We start from the raw sequence: 15,734 nt of genomic DNA on the forward strand, positions 1-15,734 counted from the left end.
ATTTGTGCGCCGGCTTCCCTCATGCTTGGGGTTCCCTGAGTTCCGCACATGAACGCCACCATGCACATACTCTTTGCCTGCCCCCACCACGATCCCGACTCCTGGGTTCCGCGTCTGGAAGCCGCCATGCCCGGCTGCCGCATTTCGGTTTGGGATCCCGAAGGCCCGCCGTCGGGAGCGGACGTCGCGCTGGTCTGGCGCCCGCCGGCCGAGCTGTTCAAGCACGAGACCGGCCTGACGACGCTGTTCAATCTGGGCGCGGGTGTCGATGCCTTGCTGAAAATGCCCGAAATCCCGCCGCACGTGCGCATCGTGCGCCTGGAAGACGCGGGCATGGCGGTGCAGATGGCCGAGTACGCGCTGTACGCGCTGCTGCGCGTTTCGCGCGATTTCGAAGCCTTCGACCAGGCCCAGGCTCGCCAGCACTGGGACACGCGCGAAGGCACGCGGCCGGCCGATTGGCCGGTGGGCGTGCTGGGGTTGGGGCAGGTGGGCTTGCGCGTGGCGCAGACCCTGGCCGATTTCGGTTACCCCGTGGCGGGCTGGTCGCGCACGCCGCGAGACCTCCCCGGCGTCGAGTCCTTCGCGGGCGAGGCCGCGCTGCCGGCGTTCCTGGCCCGCACGCGGTTCCTGGTGAATGTCCTGCCGCTGACGCCCGACACCATCGGCATCCTCAACCGCGACACCCTGTCGCGGCTCTTGCCCGACGCCCATCTGGTCAACGTGGGCCGCGGCGAACACCTGGTCGAGGACGATCTGGTCCAGATGCTCGAAGAGGGCGAGATCGCCGGCGCCACGCTGGATGTGTTCCACACCGAGCCCTTGCCGCGGGACCACCCGTTCTGGCACGACCCCCGCGTGCACGTCACGCCCCACATCGCGGCGCGCACGCTGCGCGACGAAAGCATCGCGCAGATTGCGGGCAAGGTCGCCCAAATGCTGCGCGGCGAAGCGATCAGCGGCGTGGTGGAGCGCTCGCGCGGCTATTGAGCCGCCGGAGCGGGCGCCTTTTCCAGGCGCTGATACATGGACGGCAGGCGTTCCGACAGGAAATCGAGCAGGGCGCGCACGGCGGGCATCATGCCCCGCCGCGAGGGATAGATACAGTGCACGATGCCTTCGGGCGACTGCCACTGGGGCAGCACCGGCACCAGTTGGCCGCGCCTCAGTTCCTCGTGCGTCGCGATCGAAGGCAGCAGCGCGATGCCGCGGCCCCGCACCGCCGCTTCGGTCAGCACGATGAAGTCGTTGCAGGACAGCTGCGGCTTCAGTTCGACGTGCACCTCTTCGCCCTTGTCGTTGCGCAGCGGCCAGCGCACCTCGTGTTGCGGATCGCTGAAACTGAGGGTGGTATGGGTCGCCAGGTCCTGCGGCGTGTCGGGCACGCCGTGGCGCTGCAGGTAGCCCGGGCTCGCCACCAGGGTGCCGCGCGCCGTGCCGAAATGGCGCACCACCAGTTCGGCGTCCGTGTCCAGCTTGGTCCGCACCCGCAGCGCCAGGTCCACGCCCTCGCGTATCAGGTCCACGCGGCGGTTGGTCACCAGCAATTGCACGGAGATCGCCGGCCAGGCGTCCAGGAACTCGGGCAGCAGCGGCGATAGCACGTCCTGGGCGATGGAAACCGGGCAGCTCACGATGACGGGCCCGCTAGGCTCCGATTGCAGCTGCCGCATGGCCTCGTCGGCCGCGCGCGCGGAAGCCGCCATCTCGCGGCAATAGTGCAGATAGCGTTCGCCGGCCGAGGTCAGGCGCAACCGGCGGGTCGTGCGCTGCAGCAGGCGTACGCCCAGGCTTTCCTCCAGGTGCGAGATCCTGCGCGACAGCCGGGATTTCGGAATATCCAGCGCCCGCGCCGCGGCGCTGAAGCCGCCCTGTTCGACGACTTGGGAAAAATAGTAGAGGTCATTGAGATCTTGCATGATTGTTCTGTGCCTGGAACGAACAGTTCATGATAACCGTATTTATGTGATCAATTAACCGATCTACAGTGACGCCATGCATTCGGCACCTGCCCACTGGAGAAATTTGCAATGAAGACCCTGGTTATCCTTTCCTCGATTCTCGGCGACCGTTCCAACAGCAAGCAATTGGCTGATCACCTGATTGCGCGCGTCAAGTCCGCCAACCCCGCCGCCGCCGTCAAGGTGCGCGATCTCGGGGCGCAGCCCATCCCGTATTTCGACGGTAATACCGCCGGCGCGCTCTTCACTCCGGCCGACGCGCGCACCGTCGAGCAGCATCGCATCGTCGAAATGAGCGACGCGCTGGTCGCAGAACTGATGGAAGCCGATCGCATCGTCTTCGCGGTGCCCGTCTACAACTTCAACCTGCCCGCGCAGTTCAAGAGCTATCTCGATCACGTCGCCCGGGCCGGGGTCACGTTCCGTTATACGTCCGAAGGCGTGCCCGAAGGGCTGGTCAAGGGTAAGCAGGTGTTCGTGCTGACCGCCCGCGGCGGCAAGGCCGAAGGCACGCCGTCCGACACGCTGACGCCTTACCTGCGCCAGATGCTGAGCTTCCTGGGCATGGACGACGTGACGTTCATTGCCGCCGAGGGCATGGCCATGGGCGAGGTCGCGGCGCTGGAGGGGATTGCGCAGGCCAAGCAGCGCATCGATGCGCTGGTGTCCGATTCGGCTCCGGCCAGCCTGGCGGCGTGATTCCGGGCGCAAGCACAAAAAAGGCGAGCCGAGGGCTCGCCTTTTTTTGCTTGCCGGGCCGGCGAGACTCAGTCGCGCAGGCGCTTGATGAGGCTGGACGTGTCCCAGCGGCCGCCGCCCATTTTCTGCACGTCGCCGTAGAACTGGTCGACCAGGGCGGTCAGCGGCAGCCGCGCGCCGTTGTGGCGGGCCTCGGCCAGCACCAGCCCGAGATCCTTGCGCATCCAGTCCACGGCGAACCCGAAGTCGAACTTGTCGTCGACCATGGTGCCGCCGCGGTTTTCCATCTGCCAGCTCTGCGCGGCGCCCTTGCTGATCACGTCCAGCACCAGCTTCATGTCCAGGTCGGCCGCCTGTCCGAAGGCCACGGCTTCGGACAGCCCCTGCACGACGCCGGCGATGCAGATCTGGTTGACCATCTTGGCCAATTGGCCGGCGCCGGGTGGGCCGACGAGCGTGACGGCGCGGCCGAAGCACTGCGCCACGGGCTTGACCGCGTCGAACACGGCCTGTTCACCGCCGCACATGATGGTCAAGACGCCATTGACCGCGCCCGCCTGTCCGCCAGACACGGGGGCATCCACGAAGTTCAGGCCGAGCTCCTTGGCCTGCGCGTAGAGTTCGCGCGCCACATCGGCCGACGCCGTCGTGTGGTCGACGAAGACGGCGCCGGGCGCCATGCCCGCGAACGCCCCGTCCGGGCCGAGCACGACGCTGCGGAGGTCGTCGTCGTTGCCGACGCAGGCGAAGACGATCTGCGCGCCCGCGACGGCCTCGCGCGGGGTCGCCGCGCTTTTTCCGCCGAACTCGGCCATCCAGGCCTGGGCCTTGGCCGGCGTGCGGTTGTAGACGGTGACGTCGTGTCCTGCACGGGCCAGGTGGCCCGCCATGGGCAGGCCCATCACGCCCAATCCGAGGAAAGTGACTTTTTGGGCTACAACCGCGTCGTAGCTCTTGGTACCGATCGTTGCCATGCAGGGAACTCCGCTCTATGAGGGTAAGGTCAGTCTGAGGACACTAACCTTAACGCAATCAAAAGCCCGCGGCGAGCCCATCCCGGCGGCTATCGCTCGCGCTCACGTATCCGTCCACGGCCGGATCGCCCAGGCGCCAGATGAATTGACCCGATCCGAAGTCCATGTAGGGGTCTTCCAGCCCTTCCAGGATGTGGCCCCGCGCGCGCAGGCCCTGGGCAACGGACGGAGCCATGCCGGCCTCCAGGTCCACCGTCAGCCCGTGGTTCCATTTCCAGCGCGGGGCGTCGCAGGCGGCCTGCGGCTGTTGGCCGTAGTCCAGCATGCGCACGAGCGCCTGCACCTGCCCCTGGGGCTGCATATTGCCGCCCATCACCCCGAAACTCATCACGGGAGCGCCGTCGCGCATCAGAAAGCCGGGAATGATGGTGTGGAAGGGCCGCTTGCCGCCGGCAACCGCGTTGGGGTGGCCGGGATCGATGCTGAAGCAGTGTCCGCGGTTCTGCAGGCTGACGCCGGTGCCGGGCACCACCACGCCGGAGCCGAATCCCATGTAGTTCGACTGGATGAAGCTCACCATCATGCCGTTCCGGTCCGCGGCGGTCAGGTAGACCGTGCCTCCCCGCGGCGCGTGGCCACTGACGAAGTCCCGGGCCGCGCCGGGATCGATCAGGCGCGCGCGTTCGGCCAGGTAGCCCGCGTCCAGCATCTGTTCGGGCGTCATGCGCATGTGGCGCGCATCCGCCACGTGGGCGTAGACGTCGGCGAAAGCCAGTTTCATGGCTTCGATCAGCAGGTGCTGCGTATCGGGATGATCCACCGGGCGGGCCGCCACGTCGAAGTGCTGCAGGATGCCCAAGGCGATCAGCGCCGCGATGCCCTGGCCGTTGGGTGGGATCTGGTGCACGGCGTAACCGCGGTACGGCTGGCTGATCGGAGACACCCATTCCGGCGCGTAGTCGCGCAGGTCCGCGAGCGTCAGGGCGGCGTCGTGCGCCTGCGCGTGCGCCACCAGCTTGTGCGCCGTTTCCCCTTCGTAGAAATCCCGTCCTCCGGTTGCCGCAATGCGCTTGAGCGTGGCGGCGGCGCCGTGCAGGACGAAGTGTTCGCCGATTTGCGGAGCGCGTCCGCGAGGCAGGAAATGGTCCGCGAACCCGGGTTGGGGCTGCAGGACATCAGCCTGCGCGGCCCATTTTTCCTGCACGACCGGAGACACGGCAAATCCGCGTTCGGCATACTCGATGGCGGGTTCGAGAACATCGGCGAAAGCGAGGCGGCCCAGCTTTTCATGCAAGGCGGCCCAGCCCGCCACGCAGCCGGGCACGGTGACGCTGTCCCAGCCTCGGGCCGGGATGGCTCCCTGGTGCTTGCGGCGAAAATAATCCAGGTTCCAGGCCGCGGGCGCGGTCCCGGAAGCATTCAGCCCGTGCAGCTTCGAGCCGTCCCAGATGATCGCGAAGCAGTCCGATCCCAACCCGTTGCTGACCGGCTCGGTCAGGGCCAGCGTTGCCGCCGCCGCGATGGCTGCGTCGACCGCATTGCCGCCCCGGGCCAGGGCCCGCAGGCCGGCCTGGGCAGCCAGCGGCTGCGAAGTGGCAACGATGTTGCGGGCAAATACTGGCCGCCGCGTGCTGGGGTAGGGGTTGTTCCAGTCGAAATTCATCTCGAATCATCGCGTGGGGTAAACCCGTAGCTTAACGTAGATGACCGAAATTTCGGAACAGCCGGTATTGTGTTGTATTAATTTGTAGCTTTTGTCGTGCCAGGCATGCGCGCAAAAAAAAAGCCCCCGGCCAGGCCGGGGGCTTTTTGCGCAGGGACCGCCGCAAGCCGCGGCAGCCAGCGCTTTAGTCTTCTTCGACGAAGGTCTCTTCGCGCTTCTTGCGGATGGCGGGCAGAGCAACCAGGACCACCAGGAAGAGAGCGATCGCCAGCAGCGAAGCCGACAGCGGACGCGTGACGAAGGTGCTGAAGTCGCCGCGCGAGAGCAGCAGGGCACGGCGGAAGTTCTCTTCCATCATGGGGCCCAGGACCAGGCCCAGCAGCAACGGCGCGCCTTCGCACTTCAGCTTCGACCACACGTAGCCGATGATGCCGAAGATGGCAGTGGTGAAGATGTCGAAGGTGTTGTAGTTCAATGAATACACACCGATCGTGCAGAACACCAGAATCGCCGGGAACAGGATGCGATAGGGCACTTTCAGCAGCTTGACCCACAGGCCGATCAGCGGCAGGTTCAGCACCACCAGCATCAGGTTGCCGATCCACATCGAGGCGATCAGGCCCCAGAACAGCTCCGGGTGGCTCGTCATGACCTGCGGGCCGGGCTGGATGTTGTGGATGGTCATCGCGCCGACCATCAGCGCCATCACGGCGTTGCCCGGGATGCCGAGCGTCAGCAGCGGAATGAACGAGGTCTGGGCGGCGGCGTTGTTCGCCGATTCCGGGCCAGCCAGGCCGGCCGGGTGGCCCTTGCCGAAGCGCTCCGGATTCTTCGAGATCTTCTTTTCCAGCGTGTAGGACGCGAACGACGACAGCACCGCGCCACCGCCCGGCAGGATGCCCAGGGCCGAACCCAGGGCCGTGCCGCGGATCACGGCGGGAGCGGCTTCCTTGAATTCCTGCTTGTTGGGGTACAGCGAGCCGATCTTGTCGGTGATGTCGACGCGGTTTTCCTTCTGCTCGAGGTTGGTCATGATTTCGGCGAAGCCGAACACGCCCATGGCCACGATGGCGAAGTCGATGCCGTCCTGCAGTTCGGGGATGCCGAAGTCGAAGCGGGCGACGCCGGAGTTCACGTCGGTGCCCACCATGCCCAGCAGCAGGCCCAGCAGGATCATCGCGATTGCCTTGGGCAGCGAACCCGAAGCAAGCACCACGGCGCCGACCAGGCCCAGGCACATCAGCGAGAAGTACTCGGCGGGGCCGAACTTGAACGCGACTTCAGCCAGCGGGGGCGCGAAGGCGGCCAGCAGCAGGGTAGCCACGCAGCCGGCGAAGAACGAACCCAGGGCGGCGATGGCCAGGGCGGCGCCGGCGCGGCCGTTGCGGGCCATCTGGTGCCCGTCCAGCACGGTCACCACCGCGGACGTTTCCCCAGGCAGCGCCACCAGAATGGCCGTCGTGGAGCCGCCGTACTGGGCGCCGTAGTAGATGCCTGCCAGCATGATCAGGCCGGCCACCGGGGGCAGCACGTACGTGATCGGCAGCAGCATCGCGATGGTCGGGACCGGGCCGATGCCCGGCAGCACGCCGATCAGCGTGCCCAGAATGCAGCCCAGCAGGGCGTAGGCGAGGTTCTCGGGCGTGAACGCGACCGAGAAACCCATCATCAGGTGATCTAGCAATTCCATGGCCGATAACTCCTTAATTCATGCCCAGGAAGGACGGCCACAGCGGGAAAATCAGCCCCAGCCCCTTGACGAACGCCAGATACGAGAAGATCACCAGGAAGATGCCGTTGGCGACGGCGACCTTCAGGCTGAACTCGTGGCTGGCCAGGCTGCTGACGACAACCAGTACGAACACCGAGATGTAGATGCCCAGCAGTTTCAGGATGAAGCCGTACAGCACGACCGATCCGACCACCAGGAAGACGATGCGCCAGTCGAACTTGTCGACGTGCGTTTCATGGGCTTTCTTGGACAGCGAGCCAAGCAGCACGATGGCGCCCAGCAATGCCAGAACGATGCCTAGCCAGAAAGGAAAATACCCTGGGCCCATCCGTGCGGCAGTACCCATTTGGTAGCTGCTGGCCTGCCAGGCGAATCCCAGTCCAAGGGCGATGAACATCACCCCCGACCAGAAGTCCTGTCGATTGCGTAGCTGCATGATTGGTTGGCTCCTGTTTACAGCATGTAGATAAAAAAGGGTTTGTAGCCGGACGGCCCGTCGAAAGGCGGGTGACAGGCACAAAAAAGGCACTTCAGGGTGCCATTTATTCTTCTGAAAGCGACGGCGTGGTTTCTTGAAAGGGCGAATGGTAATGGACGCCTGCCACGCTGCAAACCCTGTAAGCTCGGTGAAAGCCTGGGGTTTTCCCTAAAATTCGGGAACTCCCGACCCCGAGTTGTAACGAGGCTGGAGGTTTGAGGGTTTTTTGAAAGCTAAGTGAAAGTTTATAGAAAGAAATGCGAAAGCAGGATCGGCCAGATGCGCGATTTTTGGCCCGGGGCTTTTTTCCGGGGGCTGGAATCGGGTAAGGTCGCAGTCCCGAGTCACAGCCGTAATTCCTACTGAATATTGCCGGGTTTCTCACCTTGCGTGAAGAGGCCCTCTGCAACCCAGGATGGTTTACGATAGCGCCCATGCTGCAAGATCTAGACCAACTCGCTGCCCGCATCGGGCAACTGGTGCAACGCACCCGCCAACTCCACGCAGAGCGTGACGCGTTGCGCGCCCGTCTGAACGAAACCGAAGCTGAACAGCGCGTGCTGAAGCAGCGCGCCGCCGAGCGCGAGGCCGAGATCGTCACGCTGCAGAGCAAGCTTCAGGAACACGACGGCGCCGTCACCGCGATGCTCGAGCAGGCTCAGCAGGCCGAAGTCGCGCTGCGCGAACAACTGGCCCGCGAGACCTCCGAGCGCCAATCGCTCGAATCGCGTTTCTCCGCAAGGGAAACCGAACTGCAGGGCAGCCTGCAAACCCGCGATACCGAACTACAGCGCTTGCGCGTGGCCGCCGCCTCGGCCCGCGAGCGCATCGACGCCGTGCTGGCCCGCTTGCCGGGCGCGCCGTCTGGAGAGCAACACTGATGGAACGCGTAGATGTAACGATACTGGGGCGCGACTATTCCCTGGCGTGCTCCGCGGAAGAGAAGCCTACCTTGGTTGCGGCCGTGCGCCACGTCGATCAACTGATGCTGCGCATCCAGGGCACAGGCAAGGTCTCGAGCAACGAGCGCATCGCCGTGATGGCCGCGCTGCAAATCGCGGGCGAATTGCTTGCGATGAAAGCGCCCGACGGTCCCTTGGGCGGTTTGGCGGTCGGCGACTTCAAGCGTAGAATCGAGGACATGAACGCAGTGCTCGATGACGCCTTGTCGGGTCAGGAAAAACTGCTCTAGCGTTCATCAAGCTGCAATTCATCAAGCTGTAGTCAAGATTTTTCAGTTTGTCCCTGCCGTGTTCGTGACTAGGCCATACATTCTCTGAACCTATGTCTTATGGCATATTGGTTGCGGGAGTGCAGAGCTGGAGTGATCGTCTCCTGTAGACGAACCCGACGCTCTTCGGAACGCGACCACCTTGAACCTCAGGGTTCGAGATGCCGGCCTTGACGGCACAGGCGGGGCATCTATCCCAGCGGGCCTGCCATGAGCGCAGGTCCGCGCCGGGCGCCTCCTTCCTCCCACAGTCCTTCTTGTAGTGTCACTAGGCCCTAGGACCCGTCCATGCTCAAACACCCCGCTTTTTCATTGACCAAGCTCGGCGCGGCGTGCGCAGCCGTCGTCGCTCTTGCCGCCGTTCAACCCGTCTACGCGCAGGCGCAAGCGCCTGCCGCCGCCACGGAAACCGCCGCGAACCGCGCGCCGGAACTGACCTTGCAGGCCACGGCGTCTTCCGAGGTCAAGCAGGACACCGTCCGCATTTCGTTGTCCGCCGAAGTCGAAGCGCCCGATCAGCCCGCCGCTGGCAAGAAACTGACGGCCGCGCTGGACGACGTGGTGAAGCGCGCACGCGACGTCAAGGGCGTGGAGGTCCGGACGGGCGGCTACAACATCTGGCCCAACACCAGCAGCAAGGGCAAGATCGCGTCCTGGCGCGGCCATGGCGAAGTGATCCTCGAATCCAAGGATTTCGAAGCGGCTGCCGCGCTGGCTTCCAAGCTGTCGGACAAGACCGCCATTTCCAATATCGGGTTCCTGCTGTCGCGCGAGGCGCGCGAGGCCGAAGAGCGCAAGCTGCTCAAAGAGGCCGCGCAAGCCTTCAAGGAGCGCGCGCTGGCTGCGGCCAATGCGTTCGGCTTTTCCGGCTATCGCCTGAGCAAGCTGGAACTGGGCGGCTCGGGCGGCGCTGGTCCGGTGCCGATGCCCCGCATGATGGGGGCGGCCATGGCCAAGGACGCCTCGGCCGGCTATAACCCGGACGTCCCGCTCGAAGCGGGAGACGTCACGGTCAGCATTGCGGTCAACGGGACGATCGTTTTGCAGTAAGGCTGAACATGATGGCGCCCAGGGCGACCATCGGCAGGGACAGCCACTGTCCCATGCTCAGCCCGCCCGCGAGCAGACCCAGGAAATTGTCCGGCTCGCGGGTGAACTCCACGAGGAAGCGGAACGTTCCGTAGCCCATCAGGAAGAGCGCGCTCACCTGGCCCAGCGGGCGCGGTTTGCTCGAGAACCACCACAGCAACGCGAACAGCACGATGCCTTCCAGGCCCAGCTCATAGAGCTGCGACGGATGGCGCGGCAGGCCGTCGCCGCTGTCGGGAAAGACCATGGCCCACGGCACGTCGGTGGGGCGGCCCCAGAGTTCCCCGTTGATGAAGTTGCCCAGGCGGCCGAAGCCCAGCCCCAGGGGGATCAGCGGCGCGATGAAATCGCTGACCGCGAAGAAAGGCAGTTTCTTCTTGCGGGCGAAGAGCAACATCACCAGGATCACGCCGATCAGGCCGCCGTGGAACGACATGCCGCCCTGCCACAGGTAGAGCACCTCGATGGGGTGGGACAGATAGTACGAGGGCTTGTAGAACAGCACATAGCCCAGCCGCCCGCCCAGGACCACGCCCAGCACGCTATAGAAGATAAGGTCTTCCAGGTCGCGCACGTTGAGCGACGTGGTGTGCCCGCTGGTGATGCGCCGCCGGCCCAGCAGGTATACCAGCGCAAAGCCTACCAGGTACATCAGGCCGTACCAGTGAATCGCTAATGGCCCGATCTGCAGGGCGACGGGGTCGAATTTCGGATATTGCAGCATGTTCTGCCCGACACAATAAAGTTGAATGATAATAACCGGCGAGCCCTGAAGATTCGCGCGCCAGCGAACCAGCTTCCTCGGGCGCGGCCGCCATGTCCGCGCGCGATGGCCGACAGGAGACACAGACCATGCCGCATAACGAACGTTCCCGCCATATCACTCAAGGCGTCGCGCGCGCGCCCAATCGCGCCATGTATTACGCGCTGGGCTACCAGGAAACCGATTTCGACAACCCCATGATCGGCGTGGCCAACGGCCATTCGACGATCACGCCCTGCAATAGCGGCCTGCAACGGCTGGCCGACGCGGCCATCGATGCCATCCGCGCGTCCCGCGCGAATCCCCAGGTGTTCGGCACGCCCACCATCTCCGACGGCATGTCCATGGGCACCGAGGGCATGAAGTATTCGCTGGTGTCGCGCGAAGTGATCGCGGACTGCATAGAGACTGCGGCGCAAGGCCAGTGGATGGACGGCGTGGTGGTGATCGGCGGCTGCGACAAGAACATGCCCGGTGGCATGATCGCGCTGGCGCGCACGAATGTGCCGGGCATCTACGTCTACGGAGGCACGATCAAGCCCGGCCACTACAAGGGCAACGATCTGACCATCGTCTCGGTCTTCGAGGCCGTGGGCGAATACACGATGGGCCGCATGCCCGAGGCGGATTTCAAGCAGATCGAGAAATGCGCGATCCCGGGCTCGGGCTCCTGTGGCGGCATGTACACGGCCAACACCATGAGCTCCGCGTTCGAAGCCATGGGCATGAGCCTGCCGTACTCCAGCACGATGGCCAACGAAGACGAGGAGAAGGTCGCGTCGGCGGCGGAATCTGCCCGCGTGCTGGTCGAGGCGGTCAAGCGCCAGCTGCGCCCGCGCGACATCATCACGCGCGAGTCCATCGAGAACGCCGTGTCGGTCATCATGGCCACCGGCGGGTCCACCAATGCCGTGCTCCACTTCCTGGCGATCGCCCACGCCGCCGAAGTGCCCTGGACGATCGATGACTTCGAACGCATCCGCAAGCGCGTCCCGGTGCTGTGCGACCTGAAGCCTTCCGGCAAATATGTCGCCACGGATCTGCATCGCGCGGGCGGCATTCCGCAGGTCATGAAGCTCCTGCTCAACGCCGGCCTGCTGCATGGAGACTGCATTACGATTACCGGCAAGACCATCGCCGAAACCCTGGCCGACGTGCCCGACGCGCCGCGCGCCGACCAGGACGTGATCATGCCGCTGGATCGGGCGCTGTATCCGCAGGGGCACCTGGCCATTCTCAAGGGCAACCTGTCGCCTGAAGGCTGTGTCGCCAAAATCACGGGGCTGAAGAACCCGGTGATAACCGGCCCCGCGCGCGTCTTCGACTCCGAGGACGACGCCATGACGGCCATCATGGCCCGCGAGATTCGGGATGGCGATGTGGTGGTCATCCGCTACGAAGGGCCCAAGGGCGGCCCCGGCATGCGCGAAATGCTTGCGCCTACGTCGGCGCTGGTGGGGCAGGGCCTGGGCGAAACGGTGGGGCTCATCACCGACGGGCGCTTCTCCGGCGGCACATGGGGCATGGTCGTGGGGCACGTTGCTCCCGAGGCGTTCGTCGGCGGCCCCATCGCGCTGATCCAGGAGGGCGATTCGGTTACCATCGATGCCCACAAGCTGCTGTTGCAGCTCAATATCAGCGACGAAGAAATGGCGGCTCGTCGCCAGGCCTGGGTTCAGCCCAAGCCGCGTTATACACGCGGTGTGCTTGCCAAGTTCGGCAAGCTCGCCAGCACCGCGAGCCGTGGGGCCGTAACCGATGCATTTGAAGAGTAGTCTGTTGTTGGCCGTCGCCTGCGCCCTGGGCGCGGGCGCGGCGCATGCGCAAACCACCGGCCTGGATCTCGCCAAGAGCAAGGCCTGCATGGCCTGTCACCAGGTCGAGGCCAAGCGGGTGGGCCCGCCATTGAAGAGCGTGGCCGAACGCTACGCGGGGCAGGGCGACGCCATGGTGGATTACCTGTCAGGCAAGATCCGCGGCGGCGGCCGAGGCGCCTGGGGCGCCGTTCCGATGCCCGCGCAAACACAGGTCAGCCAGGAAGACGCCCGCCAGTTGGCGGAATGGATCCTGTCGCTGGCGCCTTCCAAGCAATAGTCTCGATACAGAAGGAATCGTCATGGCTGAACAACCATCCCCGGGCAATGAGGTCGCCGTACTGGGCGGCGGCTGCTTCTGGTGCGTCGAAGCGGTGTTTACCGAGCTGCGCGGAGTCAAGAGCGTGCTGCCTGGTTACAGCGGCGGTCACGTGGACAATCCCAGCTACGAGCAGGTTTGCGGCAAGGATACCGGCCACATCGAGGTCGCGCGCGTGGAGTTCGATCCCGCCGAGCTTTCCTACGGCGACTTGCTGCGTGTGTTCTTCGCGACCCATGATCCAACCACCCCGGGCCGGCAGGGCAACGACGTCGGCCCGCAATATGAGTCCGCCATCTTCTGGCAGAACGAGAGCCAGCGCGAACAGGCGGAAGCCGTCATCGCGGAGGTCGAGGCCCAGAAGGTCTATGATGCGCCCATCGTGACCCGGCTGTTGCCTGCCGCCAGGTTCTGGCAGGCCGAAGACTACCACCGCGATTACTTTGCCCTTCATCCGGAGCAAGGCTATTGCCAGTTCGTGATTGCGCCCAAGGTCGCCAAATTCCGCAAGCAGTTCCAGGACAGGCTGCGGAAGTAGACGGAGCTTGCCGGCGCCGCCGGCGCAAAAAAAACCTCACCGAGGTGAGGTTTCAAGGCCGGCGCCGGTGCGCGAGCACCGGAAAGCCAGGCCGGGGAAGGACTTGATTGGGGGCGATGCTCAGTCGACGGCCTTCACCACGCCGCGGCGCATCTGATCCAGTTCGATCGATTCGAACAGGGCCTTGAAATTACCTTCGCCGAAGCCGTCGTTGCCCTTGCGCTGGATGATCTCGAAGAAGATGGGGCCAATCTGGTTTTCGGTGAAGATCTGCAGCAGCAGGCCGCCGCCAGGGGCGCCATCCAGCAGGATGCGGTTTTTCTGCAGGCGCGCCACGTCTTCGCCATGGTTGGGCAGGCGGCGGTCCAGCAGCTCGTAGTACGTATCGGGCGTGTCCAGGAACACGACGCCGTTCGAGCGCAACGCCTCGATGGTGCTGTAGATGTCTTCCGTCGCCATGGCGATGTGCTGGATGCCCTCGCCGCGGTACAGGTCCAGGTACTCCTGGATCTGGCCTTTTTCTTCCGTGCCTTCTTCGTTGATCGGGATGCGGATATTGCCGCAAGGCGAGGTCATGGCCTTGGACTTCACGCCCGTCACCTTGCCTTCGATATCGAAATAGCGCACTTCGCGGAAATTGAAGAGACGCTCGTAGAATTCGGCCCATTCGGCCATGCGGCCCTTGTGGACGTTGTGCGTCAGGTGATCCACCAGCGTCAGGCCGGCGCCGCGGTGGTTCAGATCCGCTTGCGCATTTGCCGGGTCCACCGGAACGAAGTCCACGTCGTAGATGCTGATGTCGCCGATGCCGCCGTGGCCGTCCTTGCCGGCCCAGCGGTCCACCAGGTAGATCAGCGAATCGCCGATGCCCTTGATTGCCGGGATGTTCAGCTCCATGGGGCCGCTGTGCGAATCGAAGCCCCAGGCACCGAGTTCCAGCGCGCGCTTATACGCGGCGTTGGCGTCCTGCACCCGGAAGCCGATTGCACAGATGGACGGTCCGTGCAGGCGGGCGAAGCGCTGCGCGAAGGAGTCCGGCTCGGCGTTGATCAGGAAGTTCACGCCGCCCTGGCGATAGAGCGTGACGTCCTTGTGGCGGTGCTTGGCGATGGCCTTGAAGCCCAGCAGTTCGAATACCTTGCGCAGCGCGGCGGGGTCCGGCGCGGCGTATTCAATGAACTCGAACCCGGCGGTGCCCATCGGGTTGTCCCAGGGTTGGAATGCGCTGCTCATAAGTCTGCTCCCTTGCATCGTTTTAAGGACGACCTGTCCTTCAAGTCTAGAGAGAGATTGTAGGTAGGAACGGCGAGCAGACAATTGCAAAGATGTCGCGAAACCCGCTGTCGTGGGCAATAATATTGCCGTTGATACACAAATTAGGGTGAAAAATGTCTGACATTGAGCTCGATCGGACAGATCTAAGGATTTTGGCGGAATTGCAGCGCGACGGCCGCCTGAGCAACCAGGAACTGGCGGACCGCGTCTCCCTGTCTCCCAGCCCTTGTCTGCGCCGGGTGCGGCGCCTCGAAGAGAAGGGCTTCATCAAGAAATATGTGGCGCTGATCGACGCCGAAAAAGTGGGCCTGGGGCTGCTGGCCTATGTGAATATCCGCCTGAACAAGCACAGCGGCTCCAGCCATGCGCCCATGAGCGACTTCGCGCGCGACGTGCAACTGTGGCCCGAAGTCGTGGAGTGCTATGCCATGTCCGGCGATATGGACTATCTGCTGCGCATCCAGGTGGCCGATCTGGCGCATTTCTCCCGCTTCGCGATGGATACGCTCATGCGCCACCCCGCGGTGGTCGATATGAGATCGTTCTTCGCGCTCCAGCAGATCAAGGAAACCACCGAGCTGCGCATTTAGGCCGGGGCCCGGCCCCTGGGCCGCGCAGGGTGCGGCCGGTGCCGACGCCTGCCATGGCCGACCCCTCTATATAGAAGGGGGTAGGCTAGAAGGGGGTAGGCGCGCCGCCAGGAATTTTCGGGTCGGTCCCCATAAAAATTTCACTTTTCTGCAAAATAGGTGTCATGCTGGCGACACACGTTTAAATTCTGTGCTATAGTCTCGCTCCTTCGCAGTTCAAACAGTTTGTTGAGCGGCGAAGGGCAGGAAAGCAAGGCGAAATGAGGTCGGGGGCAGCAAGTTGGTCGTCGGCGCATGGCAGGCCTCTCGGGCGAAGTTGCCCGGCAAGGTCGCCGCAAAGCGAGCAGGCAGGCGTTTCGCGGTTTTGCAAGATAGGATGCAAATTAGGCAGAAGCCAGTTGCATAATCTGCAAAAGCTGTGTTATAGTTTCAGGCTTGGCAGTTACCGAAAACTTAGGGTTAACCCTGATATTTCGATAGGTGCTAGGGTGATGCGGCAAACGATGCGCAAGCGTCGGTCGCAATGCCAGTAGTCCAGAATTTAGCAGTACCGCTCTTTAACAATTAAACAACCGATAAGTGTGGGCGCTTGATGCGGGTGCATAGTG

Annotated in this window: 16 protein-coding genes and 1 other RNA gene; 10 read left to right on the top strand and 7 right to left on the bottom strand. The window is 64.0% G+C overall.

The features are described from left to right. Positions 1–60: 60 nt before the first annotated feature. Positions 61–990, top strand: a complete 930-nt coding sequence (locus ACN6PJ_RS18630; protein WP_427997315.1) for a 2-hydroxyacid dehydrogenase — start codon at positions 61–63, stop codon at positions 988–990. Here the strand turns inward: ACN6PJ_RS18630 and ACN6PJ_RS18635 are convergent. After that, positions 984–1,919, bottom strand: a complete 936-nt coding sequence (locus ACN6PJ_RS18635; RefSeq protein ID WP_427997316.1) for a LysR family transcriptional regulator — start codon at positions 1,917–1,919, stop codon at positions 984–986. The genes ACN6PJ_RS18630 and ACN6PJ_RS18635 overlap by 7 nt on opposite strands. 111 nt (positions 1,920–2,030) lie before the next feature. Here ACN6PJ_RS18635 and ACN6PJ_RS18640 point away from each other — a divergent pair, with 111 nt between their 5' ends. Next, positions 2,031–2,660 carry an FMN-dependent NADH-azoreductase gene (locus tag ACN6PJ_RS18640; protein ID WP_427997317.1) on the top strand — a complete coding sequence of 210 codons (630 nt, stop codon included), beginning with the start codon at positions 2,031–2,033 and terminating at the stop codon, positions 2,658–2,660. Positions 2,661–2,728: 68 nt separating this feature from the next. Here the strand turns inward: ACN6PJ_RS18640 and ACN6PJ_RS18645 are convergent, their stop codons facing one another. The 4 genes from ACN6PJ_RS18645 to ACN6PJ_RS18660 all read right to left on the bottom strand — a co-directional run bounded on the left by ACN6PJ_RS18645 (position 2,729) and on the right by ACN6PJ_RS18660 (position 7,465). Then, complete coding sequence (locus ACN6PJ_RS18645; RefSeq protein WP_427997318.1) at positions 2,729–3,634, bottom strand: NAD(P)-dependent oxidoreductase; 906 nt, start codon at positions 3,632–3,634, stop codon at positions 2,729–2,731. A 58-nt stretch (positions 3,635–3,692) separates the two neighbouring features. Next, positions 3,693–5,297: a gamma-glutamyltransferase family protein gene (locus tag ACN6PJ_RS18650; RefSeq protein WP_427997319.1), complete on the bottom strand. Its 1,605-nt coding sequence runs from the start codon at positions 5,295–5,297 to the stop codon at positions 3,693–3,695. Positions 5,298–5,481: 184 nt separating this feature from the next. Continuing rightward, complete coding sequence (locus ACN6PJ_RS18655) at positions 5,482–6,987, bottom strand: tripartite tricarboxylate transporter permease (protein ID WP_427997320.1); 1,506 nt, start codon at positions 6,985–6,987, stop codon at positions 5,482–5,484. A 13-nt stretch (positions 6,988–7,000) separates the two neighbouring features. Next, complete coding sequence (locus tag ACN6PJ_RS18660) at positions 7,001–7,465, bottom strand: tripartite tricarboxylate transporter TctB family protein (protein ID WP_043542396.1); 465 nt, start codon at positions 7,463–7,465, stop codon at positions 7,001–7,003. Positions 7,466–7,941: 476 nt separating this feature from the next. Between ACN6PJ_RS18660 and ACN6PJ_RS18665 the strand changes: the two genes are divergently transcribed. From ACN6PJ_RS18665 to ACN6PJ_RS18680, 4 genes are all read left to right on the top strand, one after another. Continuing rightward, positions 7,942–8,388, top strand: a complete 447-nt coding sequence (locus ACN6PJ_RS18665; RefSeq protein ID WP_427997321.1) for a hypothetical protein — start codon at positions 7,942–7,944, stop codon at positions 8,386–8,388. Further along, positions 8,388–8,699 (top strand): cell division protein ZapA, encoded by a 312-nt coding sequence (locus ACN6PJ_RS18670; protein WP_043542394.1) that lies wholly within the window; start codon positions 8,388–8,390, stop codon positions 8,697–8,699. The genes ACN6PJ_RS18665 and ACN6PJ_RS18670 overlap by 1 nt, the downstream gene beginning before the upstream one ends. Before the next feature lie 47 nt (positions 8,700–8,746). Further along, a non-coding RNA gene (gene ssrS, locus ACN6PJ_RS18675) (6S RNA) lies at positions 8,747–8,931 on the top strand. Positions 8,932–9,026: 95 nt separating this feature from the next. Then, positions 9,027–9,788, top strand: coding sequence for an SIMPL domain-containing protein (locus ACN6PJ_RS18680; RefSeq protein WP_427997322.1), 762 nt, complete (start codon positions 9,027–9,029; stop codon positions 9,786–9,788). Here the strand turns inward: ACN6PJ_RS18680 and lgt are convergent. Then, positions 9,763–10,551 (bottom strand): prolipoprotein diacylglyceryl transferase, encoded by a 789-nt coding sequence (lgt, locus tag ACN6PJ_RS18685; protein ID WP_427997323.1) that lies wholly within the window; start codon positions 10,549–10,551, stop codon positions 9,763–9,765. The two genes, ACN6PJ_RS18680 and lgt, sit on opposite strands and share 26 nt — an antisense overlap. A 128-nt stretch (positions 10,552–10,679) precedes the next feature. Here lgt and ilvD point away from each other — a divergent pair, with 128 nt between their 5' ends. From ilvD to msrA, 3 genes are read left to right on the top strand one after another with little or no spacing between them, the layout of a single operon-like run. After that, positions 10,680–12,365, top strand: coding sequence for a dihydroxy-acid dehydratase (gene ilvD / locus ACN6PJ_RS18690; RefSeq protein ID WP_427997324.1), 1,686 nt, complete (start codon positions 10,680–10,682; stop codon positions 12,363–12,365). Next, positions 12,349–12,684 (top strand): c-type cytochrome, encoded by a 336-nt coding sequence (locus tag ACN6PJ_RS18695; RefSeq protein ID WP_427997325.1) that lies wholly within the window; start codon positions 12,349–12,351, stop codon positions 12,682–12,684. The genes ilvD and ACN6PJ_RS18695 overlap by 17 nt, the downstream gene beginning before the upstream one ends. Positions 12,685–12,706: 22 nt before the next feature. Next, positions 12,707–13,261, top strand: coding sequence for a peptide-methionine (S)-S-oxide reductase MsrA (msrA, locus tag ACN6PJ_RS18700; protein WP_427997326.1), 555 nt, complete (start codon positions 12,707–12,709; stop codon positions 13,259–13,261). Between the two features lie 120 nt (positions 13,262–13,381). Here msrA and hppD read toward each other — a convergent pair whose 3' ends face one another. Then, positions 13,382–14,494 carry a 4-hydroxyphenylpyruvate dioxygenase gene (gene hppD / locus ACN6PJ_RS18705; RefSeq protein WP_427997327.1) on the bottom strand — a complete coding sequence of 371 codons (1,113 nt, stop codon included), beginning with the start codon at positions 14,492–14,494 and terminating at the stop codon, positions 13,382–13,384. A 155-nt stretch (positions 14,495–14,649) separates the two neighbouring features. On the opposite strand from hppD, the gene ACN6PJ_RS18710 reads away from it, so the two are divergent. Further along, positions 14,650–15,126 carry an Lrp/AsnC family transcriptional regulator gene (locus ACN6PJ_RS18710; protein WP_062681279.1) on the top strand — a complete coding sequence of 159 codons (477 nt, stop codon included), beginning with the start codon at positions 14,650–14,652 and terminating at the stop codon, positions 15,124–15,126. Positions 15,127–15,734 lie beyond the last annotated feature (608 nt).

This window comes from Achromobacter sp. (genome assembly GCF_050285585.1).
GTDB lineage: Bacteria > Pseudomonadota > Gammaproteobacteria > Burkholderiales > Burkholderiaceae_B > Achromobacter.